Here is a 26521-nt window from a genome sequence, read left to right as displayed (position 1 = left end):
AGCTAGGGTTTCTCCAGCCACCTCAGCTTAGGATAGGGCAAGAGACGGGGAAAATTAGCGGGATCCCGCTGAGGGGACTTGTCTTGCCACCTGTAGCGATCCGGCTCCCAACCTAAAGCAAAGCGCAGGGAGGAGACCAGCTTGCCGTTGCAGAAGCAGACAAAACAGACCCAGGAGGCAAAGGCCAGGAGAGCGGCGTAGCCAAACGGGATTCGATAGCTAGACCCAACCGCCAGGGTGCCGAGAAGAGGCCCTGCCAGGCCCACGCCCAAGTCAAACCCACACATCACCAGGCTAAACAGGCGCCCGCGCTCTGCTGGCTCAGAGCGGTCGGCTACAAGGGCAGAGATGAGCGGGATCAGGGTGCCAAAGCTCGATCCCACCCCAATCCCAGCAGCCAGAAAGGCCCAAGCGCTGTTGGCTACAAGCAGCACTCCCATAACCAGCGCATAGGTGGCCAAGCTAAGAGCGATAAATGGCCCCCGCCCGTAGCAATCGGAAGCGGGACCCGTGAGCAGGCGCACGCCAAAGCTGGCAAAGGCCACGGCCGTGTAGAAAAGACCTGGATTCAAGGGAACTCCAGCCTCCTGCATTAACAGAGACACAAAAGTTGTGTGGGTGCCGAAGGCCAACCCCACCAGCAGCATCACTCCCGTGAGGGAGCACACCTTCGGGTGAAGCAAAAGGCTCCAGAAGGCCCCCTTGCAGGCCAGGGATCCCCCTTGTTCCCGCCGCTGCTCTTGGACGGCGCAGGTACAGAGAAAGCCCACCCCTCCCAGCAAAGCGGCGAAGAAAAATAGGGGCCCATAGCCAGCCAGTTCCTGCAAAAAGCCCCCCAAAGCGGGGCCAATGGCAATACCCAGAGGATTGACCAAACTCATGAAGCTTAGGATCTCGCCGCGTCTTTCCTCGGGGGCAAGATCCGCGACCAGAGCCACGTAGGCAGTGGCGAAAGCAGCAATGCTAATTCCATGGAAGGCCCGCACCAGCGCTACCCATGGGATCCAGTCCGAAAGCCAATACCCCAAGGGAGCCACTGCTGCTGCCCCCATGCCGATAAGAAGCACAATCTGACGGCTGTAGCCATCTGCCAGGCGCCCCAACCAAGGCCGAAAGGCTAGCAGCCCAACGGAGAAGGATCCCATCACCAAGCCCACCTGTTGGCTAGTGCCGCCGGCATCCCGGACATAGAGGGGCAGGGTGGGTAGCAGCGAGGACAAACTAGCCCAAAAGAGCAAGCCGGCTACAAACAGGACGCCCAAGTTGCGTCGCTGCGCTGACTGGAGCTGCCCAACTTTCCTCACATGCACTCCTGCTAAACCTAGAGGGGCACCCTGGAGACTTCTGCACCAACTGCAAGCCTCCCTTGAGGCTCAGGCCCAGACAATTCTTTGGGTGCTGATTTGCTTATCTTAATATCCAGGCTAGAGGCGGGCTGGGAGATTGAAGTGCAGGGATCCCCGTCAGGCCAACCTCAAACTGCCCCTCGAGGAGGTAGGTGGCAGCCTTCTTAAGGGTGGTCTCGGAGAGGTCAGGCAGCTCAAGCCGGGCCCGAATAAGATTGAAGTTCCGCTGCAGGCCGTGCTGGTAGGTGGGGTCGTAGTGCTGCAGCAGCAGCTCCCGGACAAACTGCGGCCAGTCTTGGGCGTCGATGAGCTCAAACCAGCGCTGCAGGCGCGCTTGGCCATAGCGGGCTTTTAGGGGCAGCAACTTCTCCTTGAGCGCCTGGGGATGGGCTATCCAGTGGGGATAGTGGGCAATCAACCCCTTCACGCGCTCTTCTAGGGGCAACTGCACCTCGATGCAGTCGGCTTGGGTGAGGGCTTGCCAAAGGGCTGGGGGCAGGTGGAGTTGGCCCACTTTGGCACTCTCTGCCTCCACCCAAACTGGCTTAGCGGGATCCCACTTGAGGAAGACCTGGACCAACTGGCTTTCAAAGCTCTTCTGGCTGGGCTGGGGCCTCCCCCACTCGGCCCCCAGAAGGGATCCCCGATGGCAGGCCAGCTTCTCCAGATCCAGGACTTGGGCCCCCTGCTGATGGAGATAGTGGAGCAACAAGGTTTTGCCGCTCCCCGTTGGCCCACAGAGCACTCGGTAGGTAAATTGCTGGGGCAAGGTCTGTAGTTGCCGACGCACCCAGGCGCGGTAGGTTTTGTACCCGCCTTGCAAGACGGTTACTTGCCAGCCCACCTGGGACAACACCAAGGCCAAGCTGGCCGAACGCTGTCCTCCCCGCCAGCAGTAGATCAGGGGGTGGTAGTCCCGGTCCTTGTCAGCAAAGTGGGTTTGCAGGTGACGGGCGATGTTCTGGGCCACCAGGCTGGCCCCCCGCTTGCGGGCTGTGAAGGGATCCACCTGCTTGTAGAGCGTGCCCACCTCCGCCCGTTCCGCATCGTCGAGCACAGGCAGGTTAATGGCCCCTGGCCAATGGTCTTCAGCATACTCTGCTGGCGAGCGCACGTCGATAATCTCGCTGTAGGTGTGCAGCCAGGGCTCGGCGGTAACGTGAATGGGAGCAGCCACAGGTGTGAGATTCTCTCTTGCTCGATCCTGACAGATTTCTGCCTGCGGGAGCAGTAGAATACCCCCTTTTGCAGGGATCCCTTGCGTTCGCGTAGCGCAAACGGTGCTTTGGGGCACAACGAGCATCCTGCTTTGACCTGGACTAGCTTGGCTAGTACGCTTGCCGGTGCGTCTTTTCTAGCAGGCATTTTGCCTAGGCGACGCTGAGGGCTAGGTACCTGCAGCTCGGGGGGAAGTCACGGCTGTGGAGATCCTTCTCTCTGGCGGGATGGTAGAAAAAGAAAGCATCGACCTGGATCAGAGCAGAAATGGTGCAACAGGCTGGCTATGGATCCTGGCGGTCCCCGATTAGCGCGGATTTGGTGGTAGCCGGATCCCTGCGCCTGGGACAACCGGTCTGGGAAGGGCAGGATCTCTACTGGATCGAGGGCCGGCCCCAGGAAAAAGGACGCAACGTCCTGAGGCGGCGCTTGGCTAACGGAAAGGTGGAGGAGCTGACACCGGAGCCTTTTAACGTGCGCACGCGAGTCCACGAGTACGGTGGCGGCGCCTACTGGGTCTCTGAGGGAGTGGTGTATTTCTGCAACTTTGCCGATCAACGGCTGTACTACCTGTCCCCAGGGGAGGAGATCCGGCCCCTCACCGAAGCTGGCCCCTACCGCTATGCCGACGGGGTGGTGGACAGGAGGCACCGGCGCATTCTCTGTGTGCGCGAGGATCATAGCCGCCAGGGAGAGCCAGAAAACACGCTGGTTGCCATTGACCTTGAAAGCGGAGCTCAGCAGGTTTTGGCCGGGGGCCACGATTTCTACGCCAGCCCGCGGCTCAGCCCAGACGGTCAAGCCCTGGTGTGGCTGACCTGGGATCACCCCCAGATGCCCTGGGACGGCACGGAGCTGTGGCGGGCTGAGGTTGCCCCCGACGGCAGTTTGGGAGAGCCCCAGAAACTGGCCGGCGGCCCGGCTGAGTCCATCTTCCAGCCCCAGTGGTCGCCGCAGGGGGAGCTTTACTTGGTTTCTGACCGCAGCGGCTGGTGGAACCTCTACCGCTGGGATCCCCAGGGCCCCCTTCCCCTCTGCCCTATGGAAGCCGAGTTTGGAGAACCCCAGTGGGTGTTTGGCTTGAGCACTTACGGCTTTTGTGAGGACGGGCGGATCCTGGCCATCTATCGCCAAGAGGGGCTCTGCCACCTGGCGCTTTTGGATCCCCGTTCAGGAGAGCTTCAGGAGATCCCCTTGTCCTACACCGAGCTGCACAACCTCCAAGTTAGCGGCGAAAAAGCTGCCTTTCTGGCCGCCTCCCCTAGCGAAGCCCCTGCCCTAGTCTGCTTGCATTTGCCGTCTGGACAGCTGGAGGTGGTGGCCCGCTCCAGCCATGTGGCAGTCGATCCAGAGTATTTGTCGATCCCCGAACCCATCGCCTTTCCCACCTCAGGCGGGGCAGTGGCCTACGGCTTCTTCTATCCCCCCAAGAACCGCGACTTCGTGGCCCCTGCCGGCGAGAAGCCGCCTCTTTTGGTCAAAAGCCACGGTGGGCCCACAGGGGCAACGGCAGCTGTACTCGATCTCGGGATCCAGTACTGGACCAGTCGCGGGATTGCCGTTTTGGATGTCAACTACCGCGGCAGCAGCGGCTATGGACGGGCCTATCGGGAGGCCCTCAAGGGCCAATGGGGCGTGGTGGACGTGGAAGATTGCATCGCCGGGGCCAAGTTTCTGGCCCAACAAGGCCGGGTGGACGGGGAGCGATTGCTCATTCGCGGCGGCAGCGCTGGCGGCTATACCACCCTGGCGGCTTTGACGTTTCACAACGTCTTTAAGGCCGGCGCTAGCTACTATGGCATCAGCGACCTGGAAGCTTTGGCCAAAGAGACCCACAAGTTCGAGTCGCACTACCTCGACAGCCTCATCGGTCCTTACCCGGAGCGGCAGGATCTCTACCGCGAACGCTCTCCCATCTACCACCTAGAGGACCTCAATTGCCCGGTTATCTTCTTTCAGGGCCTGGAAGACGCTATCGTCCCTCCCAACCAGGCGGAGAGGATGGTGGCTGCCCTACAGGCCAAAGGGATCCCAGTGGCCTACGTGCCTTTTGCTGGAGAGCAGCACGGCTTTCGCCAGGCAGCCAACCTCAAACGGGCCCTGGAGGCAGAGCTTTACTTCTATGCCCAGATCCTGGGGTTTCCCCTGGCAGAGCCCATCGAGCCAGTTGCAATCGAAAACTGGAGCCCTTCCCCTTGAGGACCGGCTCCCAGCCGGTAAGGAGCTCGAGACTTTGCCGTTGAGTATCGTAAAGGCATGGGGATCCCGAGGAGCAACCGAGGACGCTGGCGGCGATGGGTTGTTGGCGCTTTGGCAGCAGGCGGAGCGCTGAGCGGTGCCCTTTGGGGCTTTTACACCTGGGCAGAACCTGTCGAGATGGCGGCAGTGCCTCCAGCACCCCTGAGCTCGACTGCTGGCGCGGCCTTTTTGCGCGCCTACAGAGCTTTGCAGGCCGGCCAAGCCCAAGCGGCCCTGGAGGACTTGCAAGGCTTGGAAGAGAAGCTACCCGTTCTAACCGATGAGATTTGGAAGCTCAGGGCCCAGGCCTACGAAAAGCTGGGGGATCGAGAAACTGCTCAGAGGGTCTGGTGGCCCAAGATTTTGCAGGAGTACCCCCACAGTCCTGTAGCCGCCTATGCTCTTTGGGGAATAGGCCAGGTGGAGCAACTGCGGCAGCAATTTCCCACCCACCCCTTGACTGCTCGCGCCCTCAAGCACTTGCTGGAGCAGGATCCCAACCGCTATGACCTGCTGCGGGATTTGGCCCAACATCACCCGCAAACCCCTGGGTTAACCCCCCTCTTGGATCGCTGGCGGCAAGCCCAAGAGGGATCCCTTACGGCCTCCGACTGGCAGATCCTGGCCGATGCCTACTGGGAGCAACGGGAGTACGGCAAAGCCGCCCGCGCCTACAGGTACGCCCCTGCCACCCCCCAGAACCTCTACCGCTGGGGCCGCAGCCACCAGATCTCGCGAGAGCTCCCCCAGGCCAGGGCCGCCTACCAGGCGCTACTGGCGCAATTTCCCAACGCTGCAGAGGCCTCCCTCACCCGGCGTCGCCTGGCCGAGCTGAGCGACCTGCCGACGGCAATCCAGTTACTTCGCCAGGTGGGATCCGGCTCGGATCCAGAGGCCCCAGAGGCTCTCCTCAGCCTCAGCCAGCTTCATGAGCGCAACAACAGCCCCCAGTTGGCCCAAGCGGTGCGGCAGGCTCTTTGGGAGCGCTTCCCGGCCAGCGAAGCAGCAGCCAACGCCGCCTGGACAGTGGCTTGGCGCCAGGCGCAGGCGGGCAACCTGAGGGCAGCTATTGCTGTGGCCCAGCAGATTGGCTTGGCCCAGCGGGATACGGAAATGGGGGCGCAACTACTTTACTGGGCAGGCAAATGGCGGGAACGACTGGGGGACATGGCGGCGGCGCGGCAAACCTATCAGCAGGTGCTGCAGCGATTTCCTCGCACTTACTACGGCTGGCGGGCGGCGGCGCAACTGGGCTGGCCAGTAGGAGATTTCTCCAGCGGGCGCCAAAGGGTTGAAGTGGATTTCCAGCCGGTTCGCCAACCTCTGCCTGCTGTTTCCGAGGCCACCCAGACCCTGCATTTGCTCGGCGCTAGCCAACTGGCCTGGGAGCGCTGGCAGGGGGAAATGGCTTTGCAGAAACGGGATGCGGGCCAGATGAGTGTGGCCGAGCGCTTTGCAAGTGGCATTTTGCGCAACAACGCCGGCGAGCACCTGCGGGGCATCAACCAGGTGGCTGCCCTGCGCTTTAGCACCGAGGCGGATCCGCTGCTGGAGAGCTTAAGGCAACGGCAAGACTTCTGGCAGGCCCTCTACCCGCTGCACTACTACGCCAGCCCCGAGAACAGGTGGGAGAGGGATCCCCATGCCCAGCCTGGCCTGGCCCACTGGGCGCAACAGTTTAACCTCAATCCCCTGATGGTGGCGGCCTTGATTCGCCAGGAATCCCGTTTTGAGCCGGAGATCGTCTCGGCCTCAGGAGCGCTGGGCTTGATGCAGGTGATGCCTGCCACCGGCCGCTGGATTGCCCAAAAAATTGGCCTAGCCCAGTATAGCCTCACCAACCCTGCCGACAACCTTCGCCTGGGATCCTGGTACTTCGACTACACCCACCGCGCCTATCAAGACAACACCCTGCTGGCCCTGGCCAGCTACAACGGCGGCCCCGGCAACGTCGCCAAGTGGCTGAGCCAATTTGGCTTTGAGGATCCCGACGAGTTTGTGGAGCAGATCCCCTTTGCCGAAACCCGCGGCTATGTCAAGGCGGTGTTCGGCAACTACTGGAACTACTGGCAGCTCTACACGCGGGAAGGACGCACCCTGGCCAGCGCGCTCCAGCTAGAGGCTAGACCGGTGCCGGGAAGAGGTCAGCCGCTCCCTCAGCAGTTGCACCGAGTAGGCCGCCAGCCCCAAGCCTACCATGACAAACATGAAGGCAACTAGAGAAACGGAGCCCACCAACAGGTAGCGCACCAAAATGCCGACTCCCCGTGCCAGGGATCCGCTGTCTAGATCAACAGGCGGCAGCTTGGCCAGCATTGAGAGCAGCAATTGCAGGAAACCGTAGCCTAGGCCGGCAGCAAAGGTGGCCCCCAAGAGAGCGCTGAGGGGATGGGGGGATCCCGGAGAGGAGGAAGACATGGGGCAACACGGGAGAGCTCACCTTTATTGTAGGCTCCAGCGTAGAATGTGAAGGTTTGCTAGCGGAAGACGATGGGGAGCGGATTGGAAGCGGTTTCCCACTACGAGGTTTTGGGAGTCTCCATGCAGGCGACGGCAGCCGAGATCAAGCGTGCCTACCGCCGCTTGGTCAAGTACTACCACCCCGATAGTCTGCTAGCCAAAAAGGATCAGGCCGCTGCTGAGCGGATCCGCCAGATCAACGCCGCTTACGCTGTGCTCCGGGATCCCCAAGCCCGCCGCGAATACGACCGGCAACTGCTTGCCAGCCAGACCTGGCGCCGCTCTCAGCCGATAGCCTCCCCGCCGCCGACGGTCAGCCAAGAAGCCCTCCTCCGCGAAGACTGGATTCGGCAGGTTTACACCCCCCTGAACCGAGTCTTGGGATCTCTATTGGCTTCCCTAAAACCCCAGCTAAACGCTCTGTCCGCCGATCCCTTCGATCCCGAGTTGCTGGCGGCCTTTGGCCTATACCTAGAGGAATGCGCGCAGAAATTGGCCCAAGCTCAGCAGATCTTTCGCCGTCTTCCCAACCCCAGCAGCTTGGGGAAAGTGGCTTCCTGCCTCTACTACGCCCTCAACCACCTGGAAGATGCTCTGGAGGAGCTGAGCCATTTTCCGCTTAACTTCGACGACCGCCACCTGCACACCGGGCAAGAGCTGTTTCGACGGGCCCAAGAGCTGCGCCGAGAGGCTGGCCAGGCCTATGCCAAGATCTCCCTCTAGCGGGATCGAGCCCATGCTGGCTTGCCTTCGCGATAGCAGTGCCGCCGGACCCTGGACCCGCGCACCTGCGCCCACAACGGCTTGGCTGGCGTCCTGCAGCAAGCTAGCTGCCTCGACAAACAGCAGCAACTGAGGGATCCGGGCGTGGGCAAGACCCTCTCAATCGGCCTCTTCGCCCTGCTGAGGATCCGCAGAGGATGACGCTCCTAGTGACTTGGCCTGGGCAGCCGCAGGGGCAGGCTTGTGCCAGTGCAGGCCAATTAGGGCGTCGTAAAGAAAGCTCCAAAACTCACCCTTTCGCCAAATGCCCAGGGTTTGGTGGCAGTTGCGAGCGTCCAGCTCTGGCTTAGCCACCCAGTAGGCCGCCTGATACTTGTACCAGGGAACCGAAGGCCAGAGGTGGTGGATGAGATGGTAGTTCTGTCCCAACAGGAGGATGTTGGCTAGCCGGCTAGGGTAGACCCTGGCGTTGTACCACCGCTCCTGAGATTGAAAGGGGCGATGGGGCAGGTAGTCGAAAAACAAGCCCAATAGAAGCCCCATGATAAAAGCAGGGGGCAGCCAGTAGTTCAGGAGGTAGTCGGTGTAGCCGAAGTGGAAGGCCAAGGCAAAGGTCAAGACCACTACTAGCCGACTCAAAGCCCACTCCAGCAGGTCCCAGCGGCCTTTGCGCCAGAGCTGCCGCTTGAAGAAAAACACCTCGTGGTAGAAAAAGCGCGGCGCAATAAGCCACAGCGGCCCCCCCGTGGAGACGTAGTGATCCGGATCGTTCTCAGGATGGTTGACGTGGGCATGGTGTTGCATATGCACCCGCTTAAAGACAGGGTAGACAAAGCCCTGCAACAGAGCAGATCCATGCCCCATAGCCTCGTTCAAAAAGCGGTTGCGGTGGGCTGAGCCATGGGAGGCATCGTGGATTACCGTGCCCAGCACATAGAGGGCGACAAAGTTTAGCCAGAACACCAACCAGCGGGGCCAATGCCAAAAGGCATACCCACAAAAGCAGGCGGCTGACAGCGCCACGGACCCTAGAAACATCAATAGGGTGGGATTCCAAAATTCTGGCGGCGGCCCCAGCAGCTCACGGGGTAAGGTAAAGGGCCTGGAGTCCGGTTGCGGAGTCACAGCAGCAGTCATCGGCAGCCATCCTTGAGTGTGCACAGCGCAGACGGTGGGGATGGTTTAAGGCAACCCGCCAAACCCCAGCAAGCGTCAGGGATAAACTTTGTTAACTTTCGTTAGTATACGGCACAGAACTGCTCAGCTTGTCCCGTCAGGCCTGATTTTCCCGCCAACCCCAACTGCCGCCGACAGGGATCCCGGCAAGAACTGTTGTGAGGTTTTGTTGCGGCCTCTGTTGCAATTCATGTGAAGATCGCGGGGGGATCCCTTTAAGCCTTGCAAAACAGGGGTAATCTAGGGGGCGGTTAACCTAAGCCAAGGAGGAAAACCATGCTGCCCCTTGTTGCGCCGCTAGCTATAACCGCTCACACCAGCCCCTGGTCTCCCCTAAGCGCGGTGATCATTCTGCTCTGCACGGGACTGGCATACCTGAGCTTCAAGTCCTCTTCGGGGGTGGCTTCAGAAACTGGACCGGTGTTGGGGATGACCTGGCCAGAAGTCTTGGGAGTTGCCAGCTTTGGTCATCTGCTGGGGGTAGGAGTAATCTTGGGCCTCTCCAACATGGGGGTTCTCTAGGTTGCATGGCAACGCAAGCCCTGGCCTTCGTGCCAAGCGCTCTGCACTGCTGCTGCGACCGAGGACAAGTCGCCTTGTGCTAGCCTAGTTATGGCTCTGCCAGTAAGGTGGCGACGCAGCTTCTTGAAAGCACTCCTGCCCTCAGGGTTCTCCTCTAGTCCTTGGTTCACCGGACCTAACTAACCTTCTGCCTTGACGTAGATGGGCTGAGCTAGTAGGCTAGCAGGTACATCTTCTTGAGTAGGCGTTTTGCCTAGGCTAAAGTTGGCTCCGTCTTTAGCCGGTGTGCTCGATCAAGAGCAAGGGGCAACTACCTGCAGCTCGCGGGGAAGTCACGCCTGTGGAGATCCCTCTGGCGGGGTAGTAGAGGTGAACTCTACTACTAGCTACGGGTCGTGGAAGCAGGAAGAAAGCCTCAACGCCGAGCGAAAGTCTGCTTTTGCCCGGGGTTGAATAAGTCTTTCAGAGCGGTTCAGGAAAACTGCGACCCAGCCAAGATCTGGAGCCAATAGGAAAATCCCTAACGAACTCGTTTCTCTAGTCCCACTTCCTTCCTGGTGAGGTTTGGTGTCATGCCTGTAACGATGCTCCTGGCTGCTTTGCCAGAAGGCTATGAACTGTTCGACCCACTGGTCGATATTTTGCCGATCATCCCCGTTCTGTTTTTCCTGCTTGCCTTTGTCTGGCAGGCGGCGGTGGGCTTTAAGTAAAGTCCCAGTCGGCTGGAATCGGTAGCTCCGGCTTGCCCCTCTTGCACTCGCGGAGGGGTTAGTTGTCTTTGCAGAATGCCCTGCCCCAGGCTAGTAGCTCTTCTAGAGGAGTCAGAGATCGCGGTCAAGGACACCGGTAATCCAGAGCACTCCTGCCAAGCAGACAAAGTGGGCGAAGGTGACGTTGATATTGGCAGCCAAGAGCAGTACTCCTGTTACCTGGTTGGCCTGGGTGCGGGCGAAAATGCGTGCCAATAGCTCGCCGACTTGGGCTTCCATGCCAATCAAAGCCAGGAACGCTCCAATGAGGCTGACGTAGGTAACCAACTGCAATTGCTTGGGCAAATCGAATTGGCCTGAGGCAGTAGCGGAAGCTGAGCGGCGCTCTGCGTGCAGCAAGTAGCGCCAGTTGAGGAAGAGGCCGGCTGCTAGAGTGAGTAAAGTCAGCAGAGTAAACCAGAAGGCGATAGTAGCCCCCAGCGAGTCATCTCGATAGACGGTATTCTGGCCAATTAAAAAACCAAGCCACAGCAGCAGGGCCGTTGCCCCCAGAACCCCCTGAAACCAGAACCCAAAGCGGCGCGTCAAGCGCAAGCGAGACCGCATGCGCTCAACCGTCGCCCCTCCTAGCTGCGACATGGGTCCGCTCATCCTTCTTCCCCCGCTCTCTGTCCGCTTCCAGCCTATCCCCATCCTCTGCCCCCCGTCACCGAAAGGCGCGGCGCAGAAGCCTCTACCTTAAGCCGTGGGGTCATCTAGAAGGCTAGGGCTTGCGATGGGAGTCCCTGCTTTGCAGGCGCAGGATTTCCGCCTCGATGCGTTGTTTGAGCTCTTTTCCTTCTTCAGAGCGAATCCACAAGGTGATGCGGTTATATTCCGGCACGGTCATGCCATGGCGGGTGATGATCTCGGTGGCGGTGCGAATGAACTCCCGCCGGATTTGATCCTTGGTGGCCGGATCCTCGGTAGCCTGAGAGCGCTGCTGGGCTTCCTGCCGGTGGGGCTCCATCTCCAAGACGATGCGGGCATACTTGGTAACCTGTTCATCGCTTAGAGCTAGGGGAGTGGCAGGGGTTTGGGCTACAGCCAGGGAAACACCCACCAGCGGGATCCAGGTACAAACCCAGATCAAGCCCACCAGCCCTTTCTGGGCCACGCTTGCCAGCGAGAGTGCCGCTCCTCCTTTCCGACCTGCTTGACCAAACACCGCTACTATCTCCCCACCCAATCACTGCGTTGCCGGTGTCGCTGGGATCTTCTCCTAGGTGTAGCTTTTGTCTGCAACCCGCTTCAAGCTACCCCAGGCAAGCCACCGCCAGTTGTCGCCGGCGCCTACTTCTTTTGACCAAAAAGTGGCCCTAAGGTTCCTGCTGGGGCCTTGAACAGCCCAGAAGGGGGATAATGAGGGTGGATTGCTGGTTGTGGCTTTATGAACTTGGAGCGTCGCCCGGTTTTCCCTTTCACGGCCATTGTTGGCCAGGAAGAAATGAAGCTGGCCCTGCTCCTCAACGTTATCGATCCCCGCATCGGCGGCGTGCTGATCATGGGGGATCGGGGCACGGGCAAATCCACCACCATCCGCGCCTTGGCCGATCTCCTTCCCAAAATTGAGGTCGTCAAAGGGGATCCCTTCAACAGCCATCCGCGGCAGCGGGATCTGATGAGCGATCAGGTGTGGGAGCGCCTGCAGGCAGGAGAAACCCTGGAAACCACCTGGATCCAGGTGCCGATGGTGGACTTGCCCCTGGGGGCCACCGAAGACCGGGTCTGCGGCACCCTGGATATCGAGCGGGCTCTCTCTCAAGGGGTGAAGGCCTTTGAGCCGGGGCTTCTGGCCAAGGCCAACCGCGGCATCCTCTATGTGGACGAGGTCAACCTCCTGGACGACCACCTGGTGGACGTACTGCTGGATGCGGCGGCCTCCGGCTGGAACACCGTCGAGCGGGAGGGGATCTCCATTCGCCACCCAGCCCGCTTTGTGCTCGTGGGATCCGGCAACCCCGAGGAAGGGGAGCTGCGCCCCCAGCTTCTGGATCGCTTCGGCATGTTTGTCCGCATCGAAACGGTGCGGGATCCGGCCCTGCGAGTGCAGATTGTGGAAGAGCGCAGCCAGTTCGACGCCGATCCCCAGGCTTTCTTAGCCAAATACGCCGATGCCCAGCAGCGCCTGCGGGAGCGCATTGAAAAAGCCCAACACCTATTGCCGCAGGTGGGGATTGATCCCGAATTGCGCTTGAAGATCTCTGGCGTGTGTGCGGCCTTGGAAGTCGACGGGCTGCGGGGAGATATCGTCACCAACCGGGCGGCCAAGGCCCTAGCGGCTCTAGAAGGGCGTACGGAAGTTACTGTTGCCGACATTCGCCGGGTGATTAGCTTGTGCTTGCGCCACCGCCTGCGCAAGGATCCTCTGGAAACCATCGACTCCGGCTACAAGGTCGAGAAGGCCTTTAGCGAGGTGTTTCAGGTGAGCCTGGAGAGCGCTGCCTAGCCCTTGCTCCCAACCCCTCCTCCAGGGGGGGAGTTAGGCAAACAGGGTTTCTAGTTTGTTGGCGATGGCAGCAATCCAGGCTTGCTCCTGGCGGCTGAAGCTGCGCGGCCTGTCACTGCCCAAGATAAGGCATCCCTTTTGGCCAATGGGCTGGCAGAGAACCGCCTGGGATCCGGCCGGCAACAGGCCCTCGAACTCGGCGCGGGCGGGGAAAAATCGCAGATCCCCTAGGTAAACCGGCTGCCCCGTCTTCAACACCTGCTGCAGAGTGCCTTGGGGCTGGAGGGAGGGCAACTGGCCAGGGCTAGCTAGGATCCCTCGCTGCAGCAGAGTGCGTCCCTCCACCCAGATCACCACGGTGCGGGCGGCGGTAGTGCTAAGGAGAGTGTGGGAGGCCCAGGCCAGCTCCAGTTTTTCGCGTTCAGACAGCTCAGGATGCCAATCGCAACCTGGACTCCCCTGCAGGGGAGCGGTCTGGGGAGGACGGGGCTGAACCTGCTGCCACAAAAGGCCAGTTAGGATTAAGACGGCGCTGAGGAGGATCCCCAAAGCGTCAGAGCGGGATTGACTGGCCAGCAGTTCTGGCGTAAAGGCCAGCCGGTTGATGACTAGGAGAATGCTGCCCAAAACGCCTGCCACCAAAGGCAGTCGCCGCAGCCAGCGGTTGGGATCTCGCTTGACCCTCAAAGCAGGAAGAGACGTCTAGCGCTAAGTCCAGTCTAGAGCTACCCAAGGTCTTAGAGGCGGCTCCAGATGCCGAGGCGCTCTTGGCGAGCTCTTTTTTCCAGGCCGCGGAAGTAGCTGTCGTACTTGATGTTGTGGGTGTAGGGGGCGATGCGAGCCAAGCCGTTGCGCACCAGCATGGCGTTCATCTGCTGGCCCTCCAGCCAGACATAGGCTTCCACCAAGCCAGTGGCATCGACGTTGCGCAGCAGCTTATCCCCTTCCAGCTTGACCGTGCGGCGGAGGATGCGCTCACGCATTAGCTCAAGCGCCTGCTGATAAAAAGGATCCTCCTGGGGGCTAAGGCCCTGGATCCCGGCCAGCCGGATCAAGCGCAATTTCTGTTCCCCTTCAATCTGCGCCACCAGCGTGTCGCCATTGACCACGCCCACCACCACTGCCTCGGGGTAGCGATCAAAGTAGTGGTTATCGAAGTAGAAGGGGGTGTCAGGCACAACCCGCCGCTCTCCAAACCCGTGGCCGGGAAGAACAGGCAGGGCTAGGAGCCATCCCAACACCGCCCAGCCAAAAGCCATACGCCGGAACATCCTCTTCCCCCAGGGACACCTAAGGCGTAATGGTAGCGGCAACTCTCAGCTAGGCAACCCCTTGCCAGCCAAGGTTCTCTCATGAATAGGGATTTTGGGTGAGGAACTCCCGATCTAGCGGTAGGGGAGCCACTGGCTGGGTAAGGGTAAACTGACCGCTGGCAATCCACTGTTTGAGAATCTCGGCAACTTGCATCGAGCGGCGCAGGCTGACTAGGGGGGCAGTGCGCACCTTGCGGCCATTGAGGACAATGTAGCCGGATTTGAGCTGGGCATAGCTCACCAGGCCAAAGGTGGGCCGCACCCGCCGGGGGATAGAAAAGTCAATCACGGGCGCCACCAAATCTTTGTCCCGGATGGCAATGGGCTCCAAATCGCTGGGGGAAAGGATGGGGATGGGGATCCCAACCCCTAACATCAAGCTGGGGCCGTAGTTGCGGAAGTAGCAGCCTCGCACCCATTCGGCTTGCATCTGTTTGGCGTCGCCAATCAAGGCCAGGGTGGCTGCGGGGCCAATGGGAGTTTGGTTGGGCAGCCGCTTTTGCAGCGGAAAGTGTTGGGTACCTTCCCAAGCTATATAGCCGATGCCGCCCCCTAGAAAGATGCGGCTGCCAATCCCCACCCGGCGCAGGAGGGGATCATTGAGCAGGGGGCATAGCTCGCCGGGATTGGAATAGATGGCGTTGCCCAGGTTGGGCTCCAACAGGCCCAAGTAGGTGTACAGCGGCCGATCGCCGCCATTGACGCCGACAATGAAGTTTTGGTAGGCGTTGCGGGGGTTGAACAGGTAGAACTGGTTAAGCTGATCCCGCGTCAGCAAGGTCTCGTAGTCGGCGCGGGGATAGCAGTCGGTTACTTGGCCAATGGCCCGCAGGTGCACCCGCTTGCCGGCAACCAGATCGGCGATGACATGGCCCCCTCCATAGGGCTGGTCAGTCTGCTCACTGGGCTGGGCCGCCCCGATGTAGAGATCGACAGCCCCAAAGCCGGCATAGGCGGGCACACCATTTAACCAGGCCTGGCGAATCTTGATTGGGGGATCCGTGTGCCCTAGGTTGAGGATCGCTCCCGAGGACTCCATCGGCTCAAAGGTACCGGTGGTTACCACGTCCACCTGCTCGAAGGCCTCCTCAAGGCTAAGGGTAGCTAGCTTGGCCTTGGCCTCCTGAGCCGTCCACACCCGCACCCGGCCTTGGAGAATCCGCCGGTTAATTTCGTCTAGAGTTCTTTCCATATAACTGCAGGCAGTCCGCGTTCCTTTGGGGCAGCGCTCTCGAATGGCTATCAATAGCTTAGATGGGCAAGAAGGCCTCAGGGAGGCAAGCTGCTAGCGGTGGCGGTAGGGCGTCCCTGGGCAGGGTAGGCCAGGCGGGCCGCCAAACTATCGGGCTTCTTGAGGATCTGGCTAGGCAGCGCGGCTTTCCTCTCCCTCCAGGTGGACTTGCCCTTCCAGCAAAGCCAGGGTTAGCCGGTCAAGGGCCTCCAGATCCAATTCGTCGTAGAACCGTTCTTGGAGGAGATAGCAGATTTGGGATTCTTGTTCGCGGGTGAGGCAGGCACTCTGGAGAACTGATTCGACAATTAGGCGAATGGACATGGGGCAGCGCTCTAACTCAACTACCCCTATGAAATTCAGAAGGAGGAGGAGACAGCCGTGATCCAAGTCAAATGGCCATCCTCAGCCAGGGCCTAGCCAAGCAAGCCCGCTGCCGGCAGGGGCAACTCTGCCGCCGCTGCCGCATCCAGCAGCCACAGCAGCCGCCCTCTAGGGTTGACGCTCTGACAAGGCAGGTGGGCCTCCGTCGTCAGCGCCTTTTTGACAATCTCGGCTTTGCTAGCTCCGGCAACCAAAAACACCACCTGGGCCGCCTGGTTTAGGACAGGATAGGTCAGGGTCAGGCGCGGCTCCTCTCCTTTCTGCCCCACGGTTACCCAGCGGTGTTGCACCTGCAGGGCGGCTGTGCCGGGGAACAAGGAAGCCGTATGGCCGTCCTCCCCCACTCCCAGCCAGATGAGATCAAAGGCAGGACATTCGTTGCCGAAAACCCGCCGCAGGGTTGCCTCGTATTCCGCTGCATCCCGCAAGGGATCCCCTGCCTGGGTAGGCATGGGAAAGACCTGCGAGGCAGGAACCCCGACCGTCTCCAGCAGGATCCGCCGTACCATGCCGTAGTTGCTCTCGGGGTGATCCGGGGGAACGTAGCGCTCATCCCCCCAGAACAACCAGGTTTGCTGCCAAGGGATCCCTGGCGTCTGGGTTAAAGCGGCATACAACTTTCGCGGGGTGTTTCCTCCTGCCAAAGCTACCGTAAAGCGACCCCGTTGACGAATGGCCGCCGCAGCCTGCTCCTGCCAGATCTCCACCGCCCGGCGGAAAAGAGCTGCCCCCTCCGGCCAGATTTCCAACTGGAACCCTTGCATCGGTGCCTTCTACTGCCTTAGCCGGGCCAAAGGGATCCCCCTAAGAAGCGACCGCCATCTTCTTGGTTTCCGCCTGGATTTTCTCGTAGAGGGATCGCAGCTTTAGGCCCACAATGACCTGGATGAGCCCGGAGCCGTTGCGGGATCCCGGATATTCGGGGTGCTTGCGCAGAAGCTCTGTCAGCTCGCCGTAATAGCGGGTCGACAGATTGCTCAGGTGGTTCTCGATGTAGATGACCTCCTCCAGCTTGTCGAAGCTGCCGTCAATTTCCAACACCGAGACCGGATGGTCGAAATAGGTGGAGGGGCCGTAGTGTAGGCGAATGCCGGGATAGGAGCAGGTTAGCTTCTTGCCGCACGGGATCCAGTCAATGGTGGAGCCTTCGTCAAATAAATAGACGTGGTCAAAGTACTTCACCCCCTCGCGCTGGATCAGGCGCACCCGCAACACCTTGTGCTCTGGATCCAGCTCTGGCAGAAGCTTAGTGGGCAGCACCTCAATCACCACATCGGCATAGCGCTTCTGCACATCGACGTAGGCCTCGAAATCCGGGCGGCGGGCCTCGATGGAGCGCAGCACATCCTCATAGGTGTGGCCCCGCTCTGCCATGTCCCGCTTAACCTTCCAGGCAACCTTAATTTCCGGCGCCAGATCCAGATAGATCTTAAAGTCCAGCAACTCCCGCACCCGCTCGTCGTACATGGGGTGAAGGCCCTCCAAGACGATGATGGGGCTGGGATCCACCCGCTCAGGGGGGTCGATGGTCCCCGTCTCGTGGTTGTAGATGGGCTTCATCACGCTCTGGCCATTTTTGAGGGCCTTGGCCTGCTCGTACATGAGGTCGAAGTTGTTAGCGCGGGGATCCAGCGCCGTAATGCCCTTTTCCTTGCGCTGTTGGCGATCCAAGGAGTGGTAGTCATCTAGACAAATGGTGGTGATGAGATCCCGGCCAAACAAGTCACTCAGCCGCCGCAAAAACGTGGACTTGCCACAGCCAGAATCTCCAGCAACACCAATCATCACAATGCGTTCGGGACTGCTTGCCATGGGAACTCCTTGGGGATAGGCGGGGCAAAACTGCAAGGAGGCTTCTAAAACTTTATGGCTTTGCATATTACCACAAGACGCTCCACCGCAAGCGAGCCTGAGGCTGGAAAAGCTGGCGCTGGCAGAAGACAAACCATTTCCTGGGCAGTGCAGGCGTTTTTCTGGATGGGCAAGGGAGACGCCGCCAGTTGACAGGGCAGGTTCCCTTCCGCAAAGGCAGCCTGCTAAGGTGTTTGCTGTAGCTACCACTGCCAGGAGCAGATCCCAGTCATGGTTGCCAGCGCCCAAAAACGAGAAGTTGTGGTCAATCTCTACCGCCCCAATGCCCCTCTAGTTGGCCAATGTTTGGAGACCTACTCCCTTGTTGAGGAAGGGGCACCTGGCCTAACCAAGCACATTGTGCTTAGCCTGCCCGATCCCAACTTCCGCTACCTGGAGGGCCAGAGCGTTGGCATTATTCCTCCTGGCGTCGATGCCCAAGGCAAGCCCCACAAGCCCCGCCTCTACTCGATAGCCTCCACCCGCTACGGCGACGATGGCGAGGGACGCACGGTTTCCTTGAGCGTGAAGCGGGCCGAATACGTGGATAAGGAAACCGGCCAGCCGGGAGTGGGAGTCTGCTCGGGCTTCCTCACCGATCTCCGAGCTGGGGATGAGGTGATGATCACGGGGCCGGCTGGGAAGACGTTCCTCCTGCCGGAGGATCCAAACGCCAACCTGATCTTAATTGCCACTGGCACGGGCATTGCTCCTTTTCGGGCTTTCATCAAGCATTTGCTCGAGGAGGATCCCAACTACCAAGGCAAGATCTGGCTGTTTTTTGGGGTACCCACCACTTCCAGCCTGCTGTATCGGGGCGACCTGGAAGCCTGGAAAGCTGAGCATGGGGATCGCTTTCGCGTCGACTACGCCATCAGCCGCGAGCAGCAAACCCCCGATGGCAAAAAGATGTATGTGCAAAACCGCATGGCCGAGTACGGCGCCGAGCTGTGGGAGATGCTGCAAAAACCCAACACCTACGTCTACATCTGTGGTCTCAAGGGGATGGAGGATGGCATCAACAGCGTCATGGCTGCCGTAGCCCAACAAGCAGGCCAAGACTGGAGCAGCTTCCAGAAGGAGCTCAAGAAAGCTAGCCGCTGGAACGAGGAAACCTACTAGGGGGTCCTGGAGGTTTCTGGAGCGGCCAAAGCATGCCAAAATGCTGGTATCTAGGCTCCCCAGAGCAAAAGGTTTTCCAGGAGTCCTAAGCTGTGGACGCGCGCTACAATCCCCAGGCCATTGAAAGGAAATGGCAGGCCCACTGGCGTGAAATTGGGTTGGATCGCACGCCAGAGCTAACAGCAGAAAGCCGCAAGTTCTACGCCCTGTCGATGTTCCCCTACCCCAGCGGCAGCCTGCACATGGGGCATGTGCGCAATTACACCATCACGGATGTCATTGCCCGCCACAAGCGGATGCAGGGGTATGCGGTGCTGCACCCCATGGGGTGGGACGCTTTTGGCTTGCCGGCAGAGAACGCCGCCATTGACCGGGGGATCCCGCCGGCCAAGTGGACCTACCAGAACATTGCCCAGATGCGGGATCAACTGCAGCGGCTGGGGCTTTCCTACGACTGGGAGCGGGAGATTACCACCTGCGCCCCCGACTACTACAAATGGACGCAGTGGCTGTTCCTGCAGTTTTTCAAGGCAGGCCTGGCCTACCAAAAGGAAGCGCCGGTGAACTGGGATCCCGTGGATCAGACCGTCCTGGCCAACGAGCAGGTGGATGCGGAAGGGAGATCCTGGAGATCTGGGGCTCGGGTGGAAAAGCGCCTCCTCAAGCAGTGGTTTCTCAAGATCACGGCCTATGCCGACCAACTCCTGGCTGACCTGGAGAAGCTCTCCGGCTGGCCAGAGCGGGTGCGCACCATGCAGGAGAACTGGATTGGCCAGTCGGTAGGGGCTAGAGTTCTCTTCAAAACCGAAACAGGGGAAGAGCTGCCGGTGTTTACCACCCGGCCTGATACCCTCTGGGGAGCCACCTTTATGGTGCTGGCGCCGGAGCATCCTTTGGTGGAGAAGCTCACCACCCCCGAGCAGCAGGCTGCCGTCAAAGCCTACCAGGCCGAGGCCGCTGCCCGCAGCGAGATCGAGCGCAGCGCTGAGGATCGGGAAAAGACGGGCGTCTGGACGGGCTCCTACGCCATCAACCCCGTCAACCAAGAGCGCATCCCCATCTGGATTGCCGACTACGTGTTGATGGGCTATGGCACAGGGGCCATCATGGCCGTGCCGGCCCACGACCAGCGGGACTTTGAGTTTGCCCGCAAGTTTGGCCTGCCCATCAAGCTGGTGGTGCAGCCGCCTCAGGGTGGGGTGGAGACTGCTGAAGATCTGCAGGCGGCCTGGACAGGGGAGGGGGTGTTGATAAACTCCGGCCCCTTGAACGGAATCCCGGTGGGCAAGGGCCCAGGGCAAAGTGTGGAAAGGGCCATCGCCTGGCTGGAGGAGCAGGGGCTAGGGGAACGGCAGGTCAACTACCGCCTGCGCGACTGGCTTATCTCGCGGCAGCGCTACTGGGGCTGCCCCATCCCGGTCATCCACTGCCCCCGTTGCGGCATTGTGCCGGTGCCGGAAGAAGATCTGCCAGTGCTCTTGCCAGAAGATGTAGAGCTGACGGGGCGAGGCGGATCCCCATTAGCCCAACTGGAGGAGTGGGTGAAGGTGAAATGCCCCACCTGTGGCGCAGAGGCCCGCCGGGAAACGGACACCATGGACACCTTCATCTGCTCGTCCTGGTATTTCCTGCGCTTTAGTGATCCCCACAACGACCGCGAGATCTTCCGCAAGGATCTGGTCAACGCCTGGCTGCCGGTGGATCAGTACGTGGGCGGCATCGAGCACGCCATCTTGCACCTGCTCTACGCCCGCTTTTTCACCAAAGTGCTGCGGGATCTGGGGTTGCTGAATTTCGATGAGCCCTTCTCCCGCCTGCTAACCCAGGGGATGGTGCAGGCGCGCACTTACTACAACCCCAACAAGTCCGGCAAGGATCGCTGGATCCCCACAGCGCTGGTTAAGGATCCCAACGATCCGCGGGATCCCGAAACCGGCGAGCCTCTGCAAGTTATCTACGCTACGATGTCCAAATCCAAGGGCAACGGCGTGGATCCGGAAGAGGTGCTGGCCAACTATGGGGCAGACACGGCCCGCATGTTTATCCTCTTCAAGGCGCCACCGGAAAAGGACTTGGAATGGGACGATGCCGACGTGGAAGGGCAGTTCCGCTTTCTCAACCGCGTCTGGCGGCAGGTGTACGACTTTGTCAGTCGCGGTGGCGGGACGGCGTCCTTGCAGGCCAAAGTCGAGGTGGGATCCCTGACCAAGGCGGAAAGGGATCTGCGCCGCGCCGTCCACACGGCCATCAAGGAAGTCAGTGAGGATCTGGAGGAGTACCAGTTCAACACTGCCATTGCCGAGCTGATGAAGCTGAGCAATGCCCTAGCCGAGGCGGGGATCCCGGACTCGCCAGTTTATGCAGAAGGGATCCGCACCCTGGTCTTGCTCCTGGCGCCCTTTGCCCCCCACATTGCCGAAGAGCTGTGGCAGGCCCTAGGCGGTACCGACTCGGTGCATCGCCAGTCTTGGCCCAGCTACGACCCGGCGGCGCTGGTGGCCGATACGGTCACGATTGTGGTGCAGGTCAACGGCAAGCTGCGCGGCTCCTTTGAAGCCCCTGCCGATGTCACGCCGGAGGAGCAGGAGCGGCTAGCTCTGCAGTCGGAAGCGGCCCAGAAGTATCTCCAAGGGGCGACGCCGAAGAAGGTCGTCGTGGTGCCGAAGAAGCTGGTCAACGTGGTTGTCTAGCTCTCCGTTTGCTCAGGTAACCTCCCCCCCTGCATAGGCAAGACCCAGGAGCAGGGCTTAGGATACTGCCTTGGGGTTTAGTTCTTGTCTGCCTATGCGCAAGCGATGGGTTCTCAAGCCGCAGCAGCTTCCTCTGCTGTGGATGGCCATTCAGCTAGCGGTCGGGATCCCTGCCCTGGCCCACCCCAGCAGCAGCTCTGCCAATCCTCCGGCTGCCCTTGAGGCTGCCACCCAGCGAGTTACCGAAATCCACGGCGGTGCTGGCCCCTGGGCGGTGGTGGGTTATCGCATGGGGATGCGGGCTCTCAAGGAGCTGGGCTTGGCAAGTCCCCTCCCCCCCACCTCCCCAAGTCGCTTTGTGGTGGAAGTCATTCACGAGTCGCCGCTCCAGATTCCCTTTGCCTGCATCGTGGATGGGTTGCACGCCGCCACTGGAGCCAGCTTGGGCAAGCTGAACTTAAAGCTGGTGGAGGTGGACTCCCTGGACAAAATGCGCAGTGTTGTCATCCATCGAGAAACTGGCAAGCGAGTGGAGTTTCAAGTCTTGCCTGGGTTTATTGCTAAGTACCGAGAGCTGCCCCCAGAACGGCTTATGGCAGCGGGGCAAGAAGTTCTTCAAATGGCCGACGAGGCTCTTTTCCGTCTCACGATTAGACCCTAGCGCCGATCCCCCCAGCAGGATGGGAACTCCAGGGCGGGAGAGGTATGATGCCTAGCACGGCTTTTTCCAGAAGGACTAAGGAGAAAGCTGTGCCGCTAGGTTGCTCTGGGGATCAGCCAGGGCAAGCAATGGGGAAAGTCCGGTGCAAATCCGGCGCTGTGCCGCAACTGTGATGGGCAAAAGCCCTCAGTCAGGATGCCCGCCTGCGGCTTCAGCTCAGGGCTTAGAGCCCTTCCGGGTCGCATGGAACAAAGAGCTGACATGAAAAAGACAGTTCTAGGCCTCAGCCTTGGGCTGGGAAGCTGGGTTTTGGGGATCCCAGCCTGGGCGCAAGCGGTCTTGGATACCGGCCTCAGCGCCGAGATTTTGAATCAACCCGTCACCACCCCGTTTCGCCGTCCTGGCCTCTTGCGAGAGTCTTCCCGCCCCGTCTATGTCATCACCCGCCAGCAGATGCGCGAGCAAGGGGCAAGAACCGTGCAGGAAGCCCTGCGCTATCTGCCCGGCATCCTCAGCGATGGCACAGCCGGCAACCAGTTGGGAGCCCTCAGCTCTCAGTTCCTGCGAGGGGCGCGAACGGCCCAGGTGCTGGTGCTGTTGGATGGCCGCCCCCTCAACGATCTGGGTTTTTTTGGGGGGTTTGACCTCTCCCAAATCACCACCGATGTCGTCGAGCGAATTGAAGTCTCCCCCGGCGGCGGCTCTACCCTGTACGGCTCAGACGCTGTTGGCGGCGTCATCAACATCGTCACGGTGGAGCCCCAGCCAGAAACGGAGACAGTGGTGGAAGCGGCGGTCGGCAGCTATGGCCTCAATGAGCAAGGGATCCAAAGCCGCGGCCAAGGGCAGGAGCTGGGCTGGGTGCTCAGCTACCGTCGCCTGCAGAGCAACAACGACTTTCCCTTTACCATCCGACGGCTGGGCAAGTCGGGCAGGCGGGAAAACTCAGCGGTGGAGTACCACAACTTGCAGGCCAAGCTCACCTGGCAATTGGCCGAAGACCAAGTCCTAACGGCAAACGCCCTCTACCTCAACAAAACCTTCCGCGTGCCCGGCAGCATAGACTTTCCCTCCCTCGATGCCGAGCAAACCACCAACGACCTGCTGCTGGATCTCAGGTGGCTGTGGACTCAGGAAACAGGCTCTCTGCAAGCTCGGCTCTTTTTGGACGATCTCAACTACCGCTTCAGCGCCCCGCAAAGCCAGGGATCCCGCGACCTCATCCTGCGCGATAGCTGGGGATCCCAGCTCCAGTATGCTTGGAAAGCTGGCGAAAACCTAGAGGGAGTCTTGGGGGCAGACTATCGCTCTATCTCAGCCCGCAATACAACTTTTTCGTTTGCCAGGGGTTCTACCAATACCAACTACGACGATACGGTTAACCAGGGAGCCCTGTTTGCCCGCCTGGATTACAGCCCAGATCCCCGTTTCCACCTCGACTTAGGCATCCGCCAGGACTTCAGCAGTTTGGCCAGCGGCTCGGCTACCTCGCCTGCTCTAGGGATCCGCTGGGCTTTGGCGGAAGGCACCACCTTGAGGGCCAGCTATGCCGGCAGCTTTCGCACTCCCTTGATCTCGGAATTGTTCTTCCGGCTGCGCGGCTTTTTTGAAGTGGATGGCAACCCCAATCTCCGCCCAGAGCGAGGGGAAAGCTTTGACATTGGCTTAGATCAAACCTTGGGAGATTTTGGCCTGCTGCGCTTGACTGTTGCCCACAACCGCATCCGCGATGGCATCACCTTTGTCAGCCTTGGGCCGCGCCGAGGAACCTATGAAAATATTGGGCTGGTTGAATATACCGGCCTGGAGGCAGCTTTGGATGTGCGGCTGGGGGAAAACTGGATGCTTTTTGCCAACTACACCCTCAATGATCCCATCATTCGCGCCGCCCTTGACCCGGCTACAGTTGGCAAGCAGCTAGCCTTTGTGGGAGCCGATAGCCTGGACTTAGGCCTGACCTACCGCCACGAGCAAGGCTGGTACAGCTCAATTTTAGTCCATCACATTGGGAGCTTTTTTACCAACAACACCAACACGGAATCCCTACCAGGCTACACCACCGTAGCTTGGCGAGGAGGGATCCCGTTGACTGAGGACCTAAGCCTAGAGATGGGGATCGACAACCTGCTGGATGAGCAGTATGAAGTTTTCCCCGGCTATCCCGGCGTTGGTCGCACGCTAAGGGTGAACCTGCGGGGGCAATTTTAGCGACATCTCAGGCTGTTTTTAACTCCCTGGCTAGCCATTTGTAGGGTGCTTCTAGTTTGGAAGCAACTGTATGACGATCTCAACCAGAATCTCGACTCAAGCTGAGGCCAAACATTACCTTTGGGTTTGTACCACCTGTGGATCTCGCTGGGTCAACGGCCAAAAAGAAGGGACTAGCAAAGGAGAAATGCTTCTAGCCGCCTTGCAATCGCAGGCGCTCAATCCTAATTGCAGCTTAAGCCAGTTGCCTGTATGAGCAGCTGCAGCCATGCTTGCGTGATTGCCCTGGCAGCCCCTGGAAAGATGACCTACGTGTTTGGAGATCTCGATCCCCAAGACGTAGAGCCAATCTTGCAGACAGCGGAGCTGTATTTGACAAAGCCCGATGGCGTCCTGCCCTGGGCAGAGCGCCCTCTTAAAAAGGGGGTGATTGCTCGCATTCCACCAGTCCAATAGGAGCAGCCTATGGCCGCTTTCAGTCCCTGGATTACGCCTCTAAACCAAAGTTGGCAGGAGGTTTCCCCCACTGGCTGGATAACTCTCTACGAAGGGATCCCGGCTCACATCGACTGTCTTGGGCCGCTGCTCTATGAGCTCTTCCAGGAGCACTGGGCTGAGATCCAAGTGGGCTGTGTGGCGGAGGGAGGAGTGCTGGAAGCGGCCTTTACCAGTCCCCCTGCTCTCTGTGTGCTCTACGACGGCTACTTGACCGTGGCCACCGAAACTTGGCATTTGCATCTGTGTCTAGAAGAGCACCGGGGCGGCCCCTATGGCCGAACCCCCCTAGAACTGCGCCGCAAAAGATTGGTCAGCCGCGCCGCCCTCTATCGCCGCCTCAATCCGCAGCGCCAGCCTCGCCAATGGGGAATTCAATTTTGGAACGGGGCAGAGGAATCTCTGCTGCAGATCTTCTTGCCCAGTCCCTTTTTAGGGCCAGGAGAAGACTACCTGCCCGAAAGCAAAGCCAACTACCAAAAGCTCTCCCTCTATGAACGCCTGCGAGCCATTTATGTCGAGGGAAAAGGGCGGATCCCTTACGAGGATAACCCTCTCAAGCGGCCCTACTTGGCGGTTTGCCGCTCCAGCCGCTGTTATCCTTCCCGCAACTATCAACCGGTTGTGGAAGTCCTGCAATCTGCCCTGCAAGAAGCCAATTTAGATATTCGGGTCATTACTTCCGGATGTCTAGAAGTCTGTCAAGAAGGGCCTGTGGTTTTCTACTCTGGCGACCGCACTTGGTACAAGCGGGTTACACCTCCAGTAGCGCGGCAAATTGTCCAGGAGCATCTGCTAAAGAACTGCCCCCTGAAAGCTCACCTTTTTCCCGGAGATTAGCCTATGGTCAGTCTGCAATCTCTTGTGCAGTCCATCCCCAAACCTCGCCGCTGGATTCCAGTTGCCATTTGGCTACGGGCTGCCCAAGACTTAGCCTGTGGCCGATTTTGGCCCAGCCTATTTACCACCATTGGCTGCCTTAGCAACATTGCCTATACCTGTACGCTGCCTTTTGTAACCGTTGGCATCATTGCGGGCACCACGTTAACTCGCCAAAGGGCAATAGTTAGCGCCTCGATGATTTGGCTAGCCAACCAAATCTTTGGCTATGTCTGGCACAACTATCCCCGCACGCCTGACTCTTTTGCCTGGGGGGTGGTCTTGGGGATCGGCACGGTGGGAGTGGTCCTGCTAGCCAGCTACCGCCCTCTCTTCTTCCAGCCCCACCCTCTCCGAGCCGGACGATGGCTGTGGAATTATCTTTGGATCCCAGCCATGCTCATCCTGGGTTTTCTTGCTTTTGAAGGGCTGATCTTGGCAGCTGGCCTAGTTTTGGGAGGGACAGAGGGTTTGACCCTACCTGTTCTCGGCAAGATCTGGGTGGATAACTGGCTGTGGACGAGCTTTTGGCTTGGGATTCATACTCTTTTGGTGTGGGACAGGGCACTTGACATTCTCCCTGCCATAAAAGGCAGGGATTCTTTCTCAGACAGCAGGATGGCTCCTACCGGCTGAGCTACAAAGCGCTCCGCGCCGCCGTAGGCGAAAGAGCATGAGGCTGAAACCTCAACCCTGTGGGGGATGCCATAACCCCAACTACTAGGCCAGAGCCCAGATACGTTCTGCGAAGGTTGAGTGCTCCCACCCCGTCGCGATGAAACTCAAACCCACACCCACACCTATAC

Annotated in this window: 25 protein-coding genes and 1 riboswitch; of the genes, 13 read left to right on the top strand and 12 right to left on the bottom strand. The window is 59.8% G+C overall.

The window, feature by feature from the left end; translation table 11 throughout:
* Nucleotides 1-2: 2 nt before the first annotated feature.
* A complete protein-coding gene (locus tag NW804_RS07875; RefSeq protein ID WP_414423257.1) occupies nucleotides 3-1304 on the bottom strand; it encodes an MFS transporter in 1302 nt (433 codons plus the stop codon).
* A 103-nt stretch (nucleotides 1305-1407) separates the two neighbouring features.
* Nucleotides 1408-2523, bottom strand: coding sequence for a tRNA 2-selenouridine(34) synthase MnmH (gene mnmH / locus NW804_RS07870; protein ID WP_414423256.1), 1116 nt, complete (start codon nucleotides 2521-2523; stop codon nucleotides 1408-1410).
* 308 nt (nucleotides 2524-2831) lie between these two features.
* Between mnmH and NW804_RS07865 the strand changes: the two genes are divergently transcribed.
* Together NW804_RS07865 and NW804_RS07860 are read left to right on the top strand one after the other, a co-directional pair.
* Complete coding sequence (locus tag NW804_RS07865) at nucleotides 2832-4763, top strand: S9 family peptidase (protein WP_414423255.1); 1932 nt, start codon at nucleotides 2832-2834, stop codon at nucleotides 4761-4763.
* A 57-nt stretch (nucleotides 4764-4820) separates the two neighbouring features.
* Nucleotides 4821-7022, top strand: a complete 2202-nt coding sequence (locus tag NW804_RS07860; protein ID WP_414423254.1) for a transglycosylase SLT domain-containing protein — start codon at nucleotides 4821-4823, stop codon at nucleotides 7020-7022.
* On the opposite strand, the gene NW804_RS07855 is transcribed toward NW804_RS07860, so the two are convergent.
* Nucleotides 6918-7220 carry a DUF3082 domain-containing protein gene (locus NW804_RS07855; protein WP_414396155.1) on the bottom strand — a complete coding sequence of 101 codons (303 nt, stop codon included), beginning with the start codon at nucleotides 7218-7220 and terminating at the stop codon, nucleotides 6918-6920. The genes NW804_RS07860 and NW804_RS07855 overlap by 105 nt on opposite strands.
* A gap of 72 nt (nucleotides 7221-7292) precedes the next feature.
* Here NW804_RS07855 and NW804_RS07850 point away from each other — a divergent pair, with 72 nt between their 5' ends.
* Nucleotides 7293-7985 (top strand): J domain-containing protein, encoded by a 693-nt coding sequence (locus tag NW804_RS07850; protein ID WP_414423253.1) that lies wholly within the window; start codon nucleotides 7293-7295, stop codon nucleotides 7983-7985.
* A gap of 159 nt (nucleotides 7986-8144) precedes the next feature.
* Here NW804_RS07850 and NW804_RS07845 read toward each other — a convergent pair whose 3' ends face one another.
* Nucleotides 8145-9122, bottom strand: coding sequence for a fatty acid desaturase (locus NW804_RS07845; RefSeq protein WP_414410020.1), 978 nt, complete (start codon nucleotides 9120-9122; stop codon nucleotides 8145-8147).
* 315 nt (nucleotides 9123-9437) lie between these two features.
* On the opposite strand from NW804_RS07845, the gene psaK reads away from it, so the two are divergent.
* Nucleotides 9438-9683 carry a photosystem I reaction center subunit PsaK gene (gene psaK, locus NW804_RS07840; RefSeq protein ID WP_414410019.1) on the top strand — a complete coding sequence of 82 codons (246 nt, stop codon included), beginning with the start codon at nucleotides 9438-9440 and terminating at the stop codon, nucleotides 9681-9683.
* 572 nt (nucleotides 9684-10255) lie between these two features.
* Nucleotides 10256-10393, top strand: a complete 138-nt coding sequence (locus NW804_RS07835) for a photosystem II reaction center protein K (RefSeq protein WP_414396163.1) — start codon at nucleotides 10256-10258, stop codon at nucleotides 10391-10393.
* A 111-nt stretch (nucleotides 10394-10504) separates the two neighbouring features.
* Here NW804_RS07835 and NW804_RS07830 read toward each other — a convergent pair whose 3' ends face one another.
* Together NW804_RS07830 and NW804_RS07825 are read right to left on the bottom strand one after the other, a co-directional pair.
* On the bottom strand, nucleotides 10505-11044 hold the full coding sequence (locus NW804_RS07830; protein ID WP_414405007.1) for a DUF3611 family protein: 540 nt from the start codon (nucleotides 11042-11044) through the stop codon (nucleotides 10505-10507).
* Nucleotides 11045-11156: 112 nt separating this feature from the next.
* Nucleotides 11157-11549, bottom strand: a complete 393-nt coding sequence (locus tag NW804_RS07825; RefSeq protein WP_414396166.1) for a DUF4168 domain-containing protein — start codon at nucleotides 11547-11549, stop codon at nucleotides 11157-11159.
* 273 nt (nucleotides 11550-11822) lie between these two features.
* On the opposite strand from NW804_RS07825, the gene bchI reads away from it, so the two are divergent.
* Nucleotides 11823-12881: a magnesium chelatase ATPase subunit I gene (bchI, locus tag NW804_RS07820; protein WP_414396168.1), complete on the top strand. Its 1059-nt coding sequence runs from the start codon at nucleotides 11823-11825 to the stop codon at nucleotides 12879-12881.
* A gap of 33 nt (nucleotides 12882-12914) precedes the next feature.
* Here the strand turns inward: bchI and NW804_RS07815 are convergent, their stop codons facing one another.
* From NW804_RS07815 to NW804_RS07790, 6 genes are all read right to left on the bottom strand, one after another.
* Nucleotides 12915-13568 carry a cofactor assembly of complex C subunit B gene (locus NW804_RS07815; RefSeq protein ID WP_414423252.1) on the bottom strand — a complete coding sequence of 218 codons (654 nt, stop codon included), beginning with the start codon at nucleotides 13566-13568 and terminating at the stop codon, nucleotides 12915-12917.
* A gap of 50 nt (nucleotides 13569-13618) precedes the next feature.
* Complete coding sequence (locus NW804_RS07810; RefSeq protein ID WP_414410016.1) at nucleotides 13619-14140, bottom strand: thermonuclease family protein; 522 nt, start codon at nucleotides 14138-14140, stop codon at nucleotides 13619-13621.
* Between the two features lie 91 nt (nucleotides 14141-14231).
* Nucleotides 14232-15386 (bottom strand): homocysteine biosynthesis protein, encoded by a 1155-nt coding sequence (locus NW804_RS07805; protein ID WP_414420039.1) that lies wholly within the window; start codon nucleotides 15384-15386, stop codon nucleotides 14232-14234.
* Between the two features lie 171 nt (nucleotides 15387-15557).
* Nucleotides 15558-15749, bottom strand: a complete 192-nt coding sequence (locus NW804_RS07800) for a hypothetical protein (RefSeq protein WP_414405001.1) — start codon at nucleotides 15747-15749, stop codon at nucleotides 15558-15560.
* A 92-nt stretch (nucleotides 15750-15841) separates the two neighbouring features.
* A complete protein-coding gene (gene pgl, locus NW804_RS07795) occupies nucleotides 15842-16573 on the bottom strand; it encodes a 6-phosphogluconolactonase (RefSeq protein WP_414420038.1) in 732 nt (243 codons plus the stop codon).
* A 40-nt stretch (nucleotides 16574-16613) separates the two neighbouring features.
* A complete protein-coding gene (locus NW804_RS07790) occupies nucleotides 16614-17621 on the bottom strand; it encodes a phosphoribulokinase (protein WP_414396180.1) in 1008 nt (335 codons plus the stop codon).
* A 270-nt stretch (nucleotides 17622-17891) separates the two neighbouring features.
* Between NW804_RS07790 and NW804_RS07785 the strand changes: the two genes are divergently transcribed.
* The 7 genes from NW804_RS07785 (at nucleotide 17892) to NW804_RS07755 (ending at nucleotide 26351) form a co-directional block, all read left to right on the top strand.
* Entirely contained in the window at nucleotides 17892-18782 is an 891-nt protein-coding gene (locus tag NW804_RS07785) for a ferredoxin--NADP(+) reductase (protein ID WP_414410013.1), read from the top strand.
* 92 nt (nucleotides 18783-18874) lie between these two features.
* Nucleotides 18875-21472: a leucine--tRNA ligase gene (leuS, locus tag NW804_RS07780; RefSeq protein ID WP_414423251.1), complete on the top strand. Its 2598-nt coding sequence runs from the start codon at nucleotides 18875-18877 to the stop codon at nucleotides 21470-21472.
* 70 nt (nucleotides 21473-21542) lie between these two features.
* Nucleotides 21543-22133 (top strand): formylmethanofuran dehydrogenase subunit E family protein, encoded by a 591-nt coding sequence (locus NW804_RS07775; protein ID WP_414404998.1) that lies wholly within the window; start codon nucleotides 21543-21545, stop codon nucleotides 22131-22133.
* 80 nt (nucleotides 22134-22213) lie between these two features.
* Nucleotides 22214-22355, top strand: a riboswitch (cobalamin riboswitch).
* A 39-nt stretch (nucleotides 22356-22394) separates the two neighbouring features.
* Nucleotides 22395-24341 carry a TonB-dependent receptor plug domain-containing protein gene (locus tag NW804_RS07770; protein ID WP_414423250.1) on the top strand — a complete coding sequence of 649 codons (1947 nt, stop codon included), beginning with the start codon at nucleotides 22395-22397 and terminating at the stop codon, nucleotides 24339-24341.
* Between the two features lie 252 nt (nucleotides 24342-24593).
* Nucleotides 24594-24797: a DUF1636 domain-containing protein gene (locus NW804_RS07765; RefSeq protein ID WP_414423249.1), complete on the top strand. Its 204-nt coding sequence runs from the start codon at nucleotides 24594-24596 to the stop codon at nucleotides 24795-24797.
* 9 nt (nucleotides 24798-24806) lie between these two features.
* Nucleotides 24807-25676, top strand: a complete 870-nt coding sequence (locus NW804_RS07760) for a (2Fe-2S) ferredoxin domain-containing protein (RefSeq protein WP_414423248.1) — start codon at nucleotides 24807-24809, stop codon at nucleotides 25674-25676.
* Between the two features lie 3 nt (nucleotides 25677-25679).
* Entirely contained in the window at nucleotides 25680-26351 is a 672-nt protein-coding gene (locus NW804_RS07755) for a hypothetical protein (RefSeq protein ID WP_414423247.1), read from the top strand.
* Nucleotides 26352-26521: the final 170 nt, after the last annotated feature.

Source organism: Synechococcus sp. WC10meta (assembly GCF_047461475.1).
Note: the sequence above shows the minus strand (reverse complement) of the source record. Positions and strands in the feature narration are given on the sequence as shown.

What these genes read in the sequence shown, in the direction of transcription:
- NW804_RS07865 (WP_414423255.1), top strand. Translation starts at nt 2,832, where the DNA reads ATGGTGCAACAGGCTGGCTATGGATCCTGGCGGTCCCCGATTAGCGCG.
- NW804_RS07860 (WP_414423254.1), top strand. Translation starts at nt 4,821, where the DNA reads ATGGGGATCCCGAGGAGCAACCGAGGACGCTGGCGGCGATGGGTTGTT.
- NW804_RS07855 (WP_414396155.1), bottom strand. Translation starts at nt 7,220, where the DNA reads ATGTCTTCCTCCTCTCCGGGATCCCCCCATCCCCTCAGCGCTCTCTTG.
- NW804_RS07850 (WP_414423253.1), top strand. Translation starts at nt 7,293, where the DNA reads ATGGGGAGCGGATTGGAAGCGGTTTCCCACTACGAGGTTTTGGGAGTC.
- NW804_RS07845 (WP_414410020.1), bottom strand. Translation starts at nt 9,122, where the DNA reads ATGACTGCTGCTGTGACTCCGCAACCGGACTCCAGGCCCTTTACCTTA.
- psaK (WP_414410019.1), top strand. Translation starts at nt 9,438, where the DNA reads ATGCTGCCCCTTGTTGCGCCGCTAGCTATAACCGCTCACACCAGCCCC.
- NW804_RS07835 (WP_414396163.1), top strand. Translation starts at nt 10,256, where the DNA reads ATGCCTGTAACGATGCTCCTGGCTGCTTTGCCAGAAGGCTATGAACTG.
- NW804_RS07830 (WP_414405007.1), bottom strand. Translation starts at nt 11,044, where the DNA reads ATGAGCGGACCCATGTCGCAGCTAGGAGGGGCGACGGTTGAGCGCATG.
- bchI (WP_414396168.1), top strand. Translation starts at nt 11,823, where the DNA reads ATGAACTTGGAGCGTCGCCCGGTTTTCCCTTTCACGGCCATTGTTGGC.
- NW804_RS07810 (WP_414410016.1), bottom strand. Translation starts at nt 14,140, where the DNA reads ATGGCTTTTGGCTGGGCGGTGTTGGGATGGCTCCTAGCCCTGCCTGTT.
- NW804_RS07805 (WP_414420039.1), bottom strand. Translation starts at nt 15,386, where the DNA reads ATGGAAAGAACTCTAGACGAAATTAACCGGCGGATTCTCCAAGGCCGG.
- NW804_RS07800 (WP_414405001.1), bottom strand. Translation starts at nt 15,749, where the DNA reads ATGTCCATTCGCCTAATTGTCGAATCAGTTCTCCAGAGTGCCTGCCTC.
- pgl (WP_414420038.1), bottom strand. Translation starts at nt 16,573, where the DNA reads ATGCAAGGGTTCCAGTTGGAAATCTGGCCGGAGGGGGCAGCTCTTTTC.
- NW804_RS07790 (WP_414396180.1), bottom strand. Translation starts at nt 17,621, where the DNA reads ATGGCAAGCAGTCCCGAACGCATTGTGATGATTGGTGTTGCTGGAGAT.
- NW804_RS07785 (WP_414410013.1), top strand. Translation starts at nt 17,892, where the DNA reads ATGGTTGCCAGCGCCCAAAAACGAGAAGTTGTGGTCAATCTCTACCGC.
- NW804_RS07770 (WP_414423250.1), top strand. Translation starts at nt 22,395, where the DNA reads ATGAAAAAGACAGTTCTAGGCCTCAGCCTTGGGCTGGGAAGCTGGGTT.
- NW804_RS07765 (WP_414423249.1), top strand. Translation starts at nt 24,594, where the DNA reads ATGAGCAGCTGCAGCCATGCTTGCGTGATTGCCCTGGCAGCCCCTGGA.
- NW804_RS07760 (WP_414423248.1), top strand. Translation starts at nt 24,807, where the DNA reads ATGGCCGCTTTCAGTCCCTGGATTACGCCTCTAAACCAAAGTTGGCAG.
- NW804_RS07755 (WP_414423247.1), top strand. Translation starts at nt 25,680, where the DNA reads ATGGTCAGTCTGCAATCTCTTGTGCAGTCCATCCCCAAACCTCGCCGC.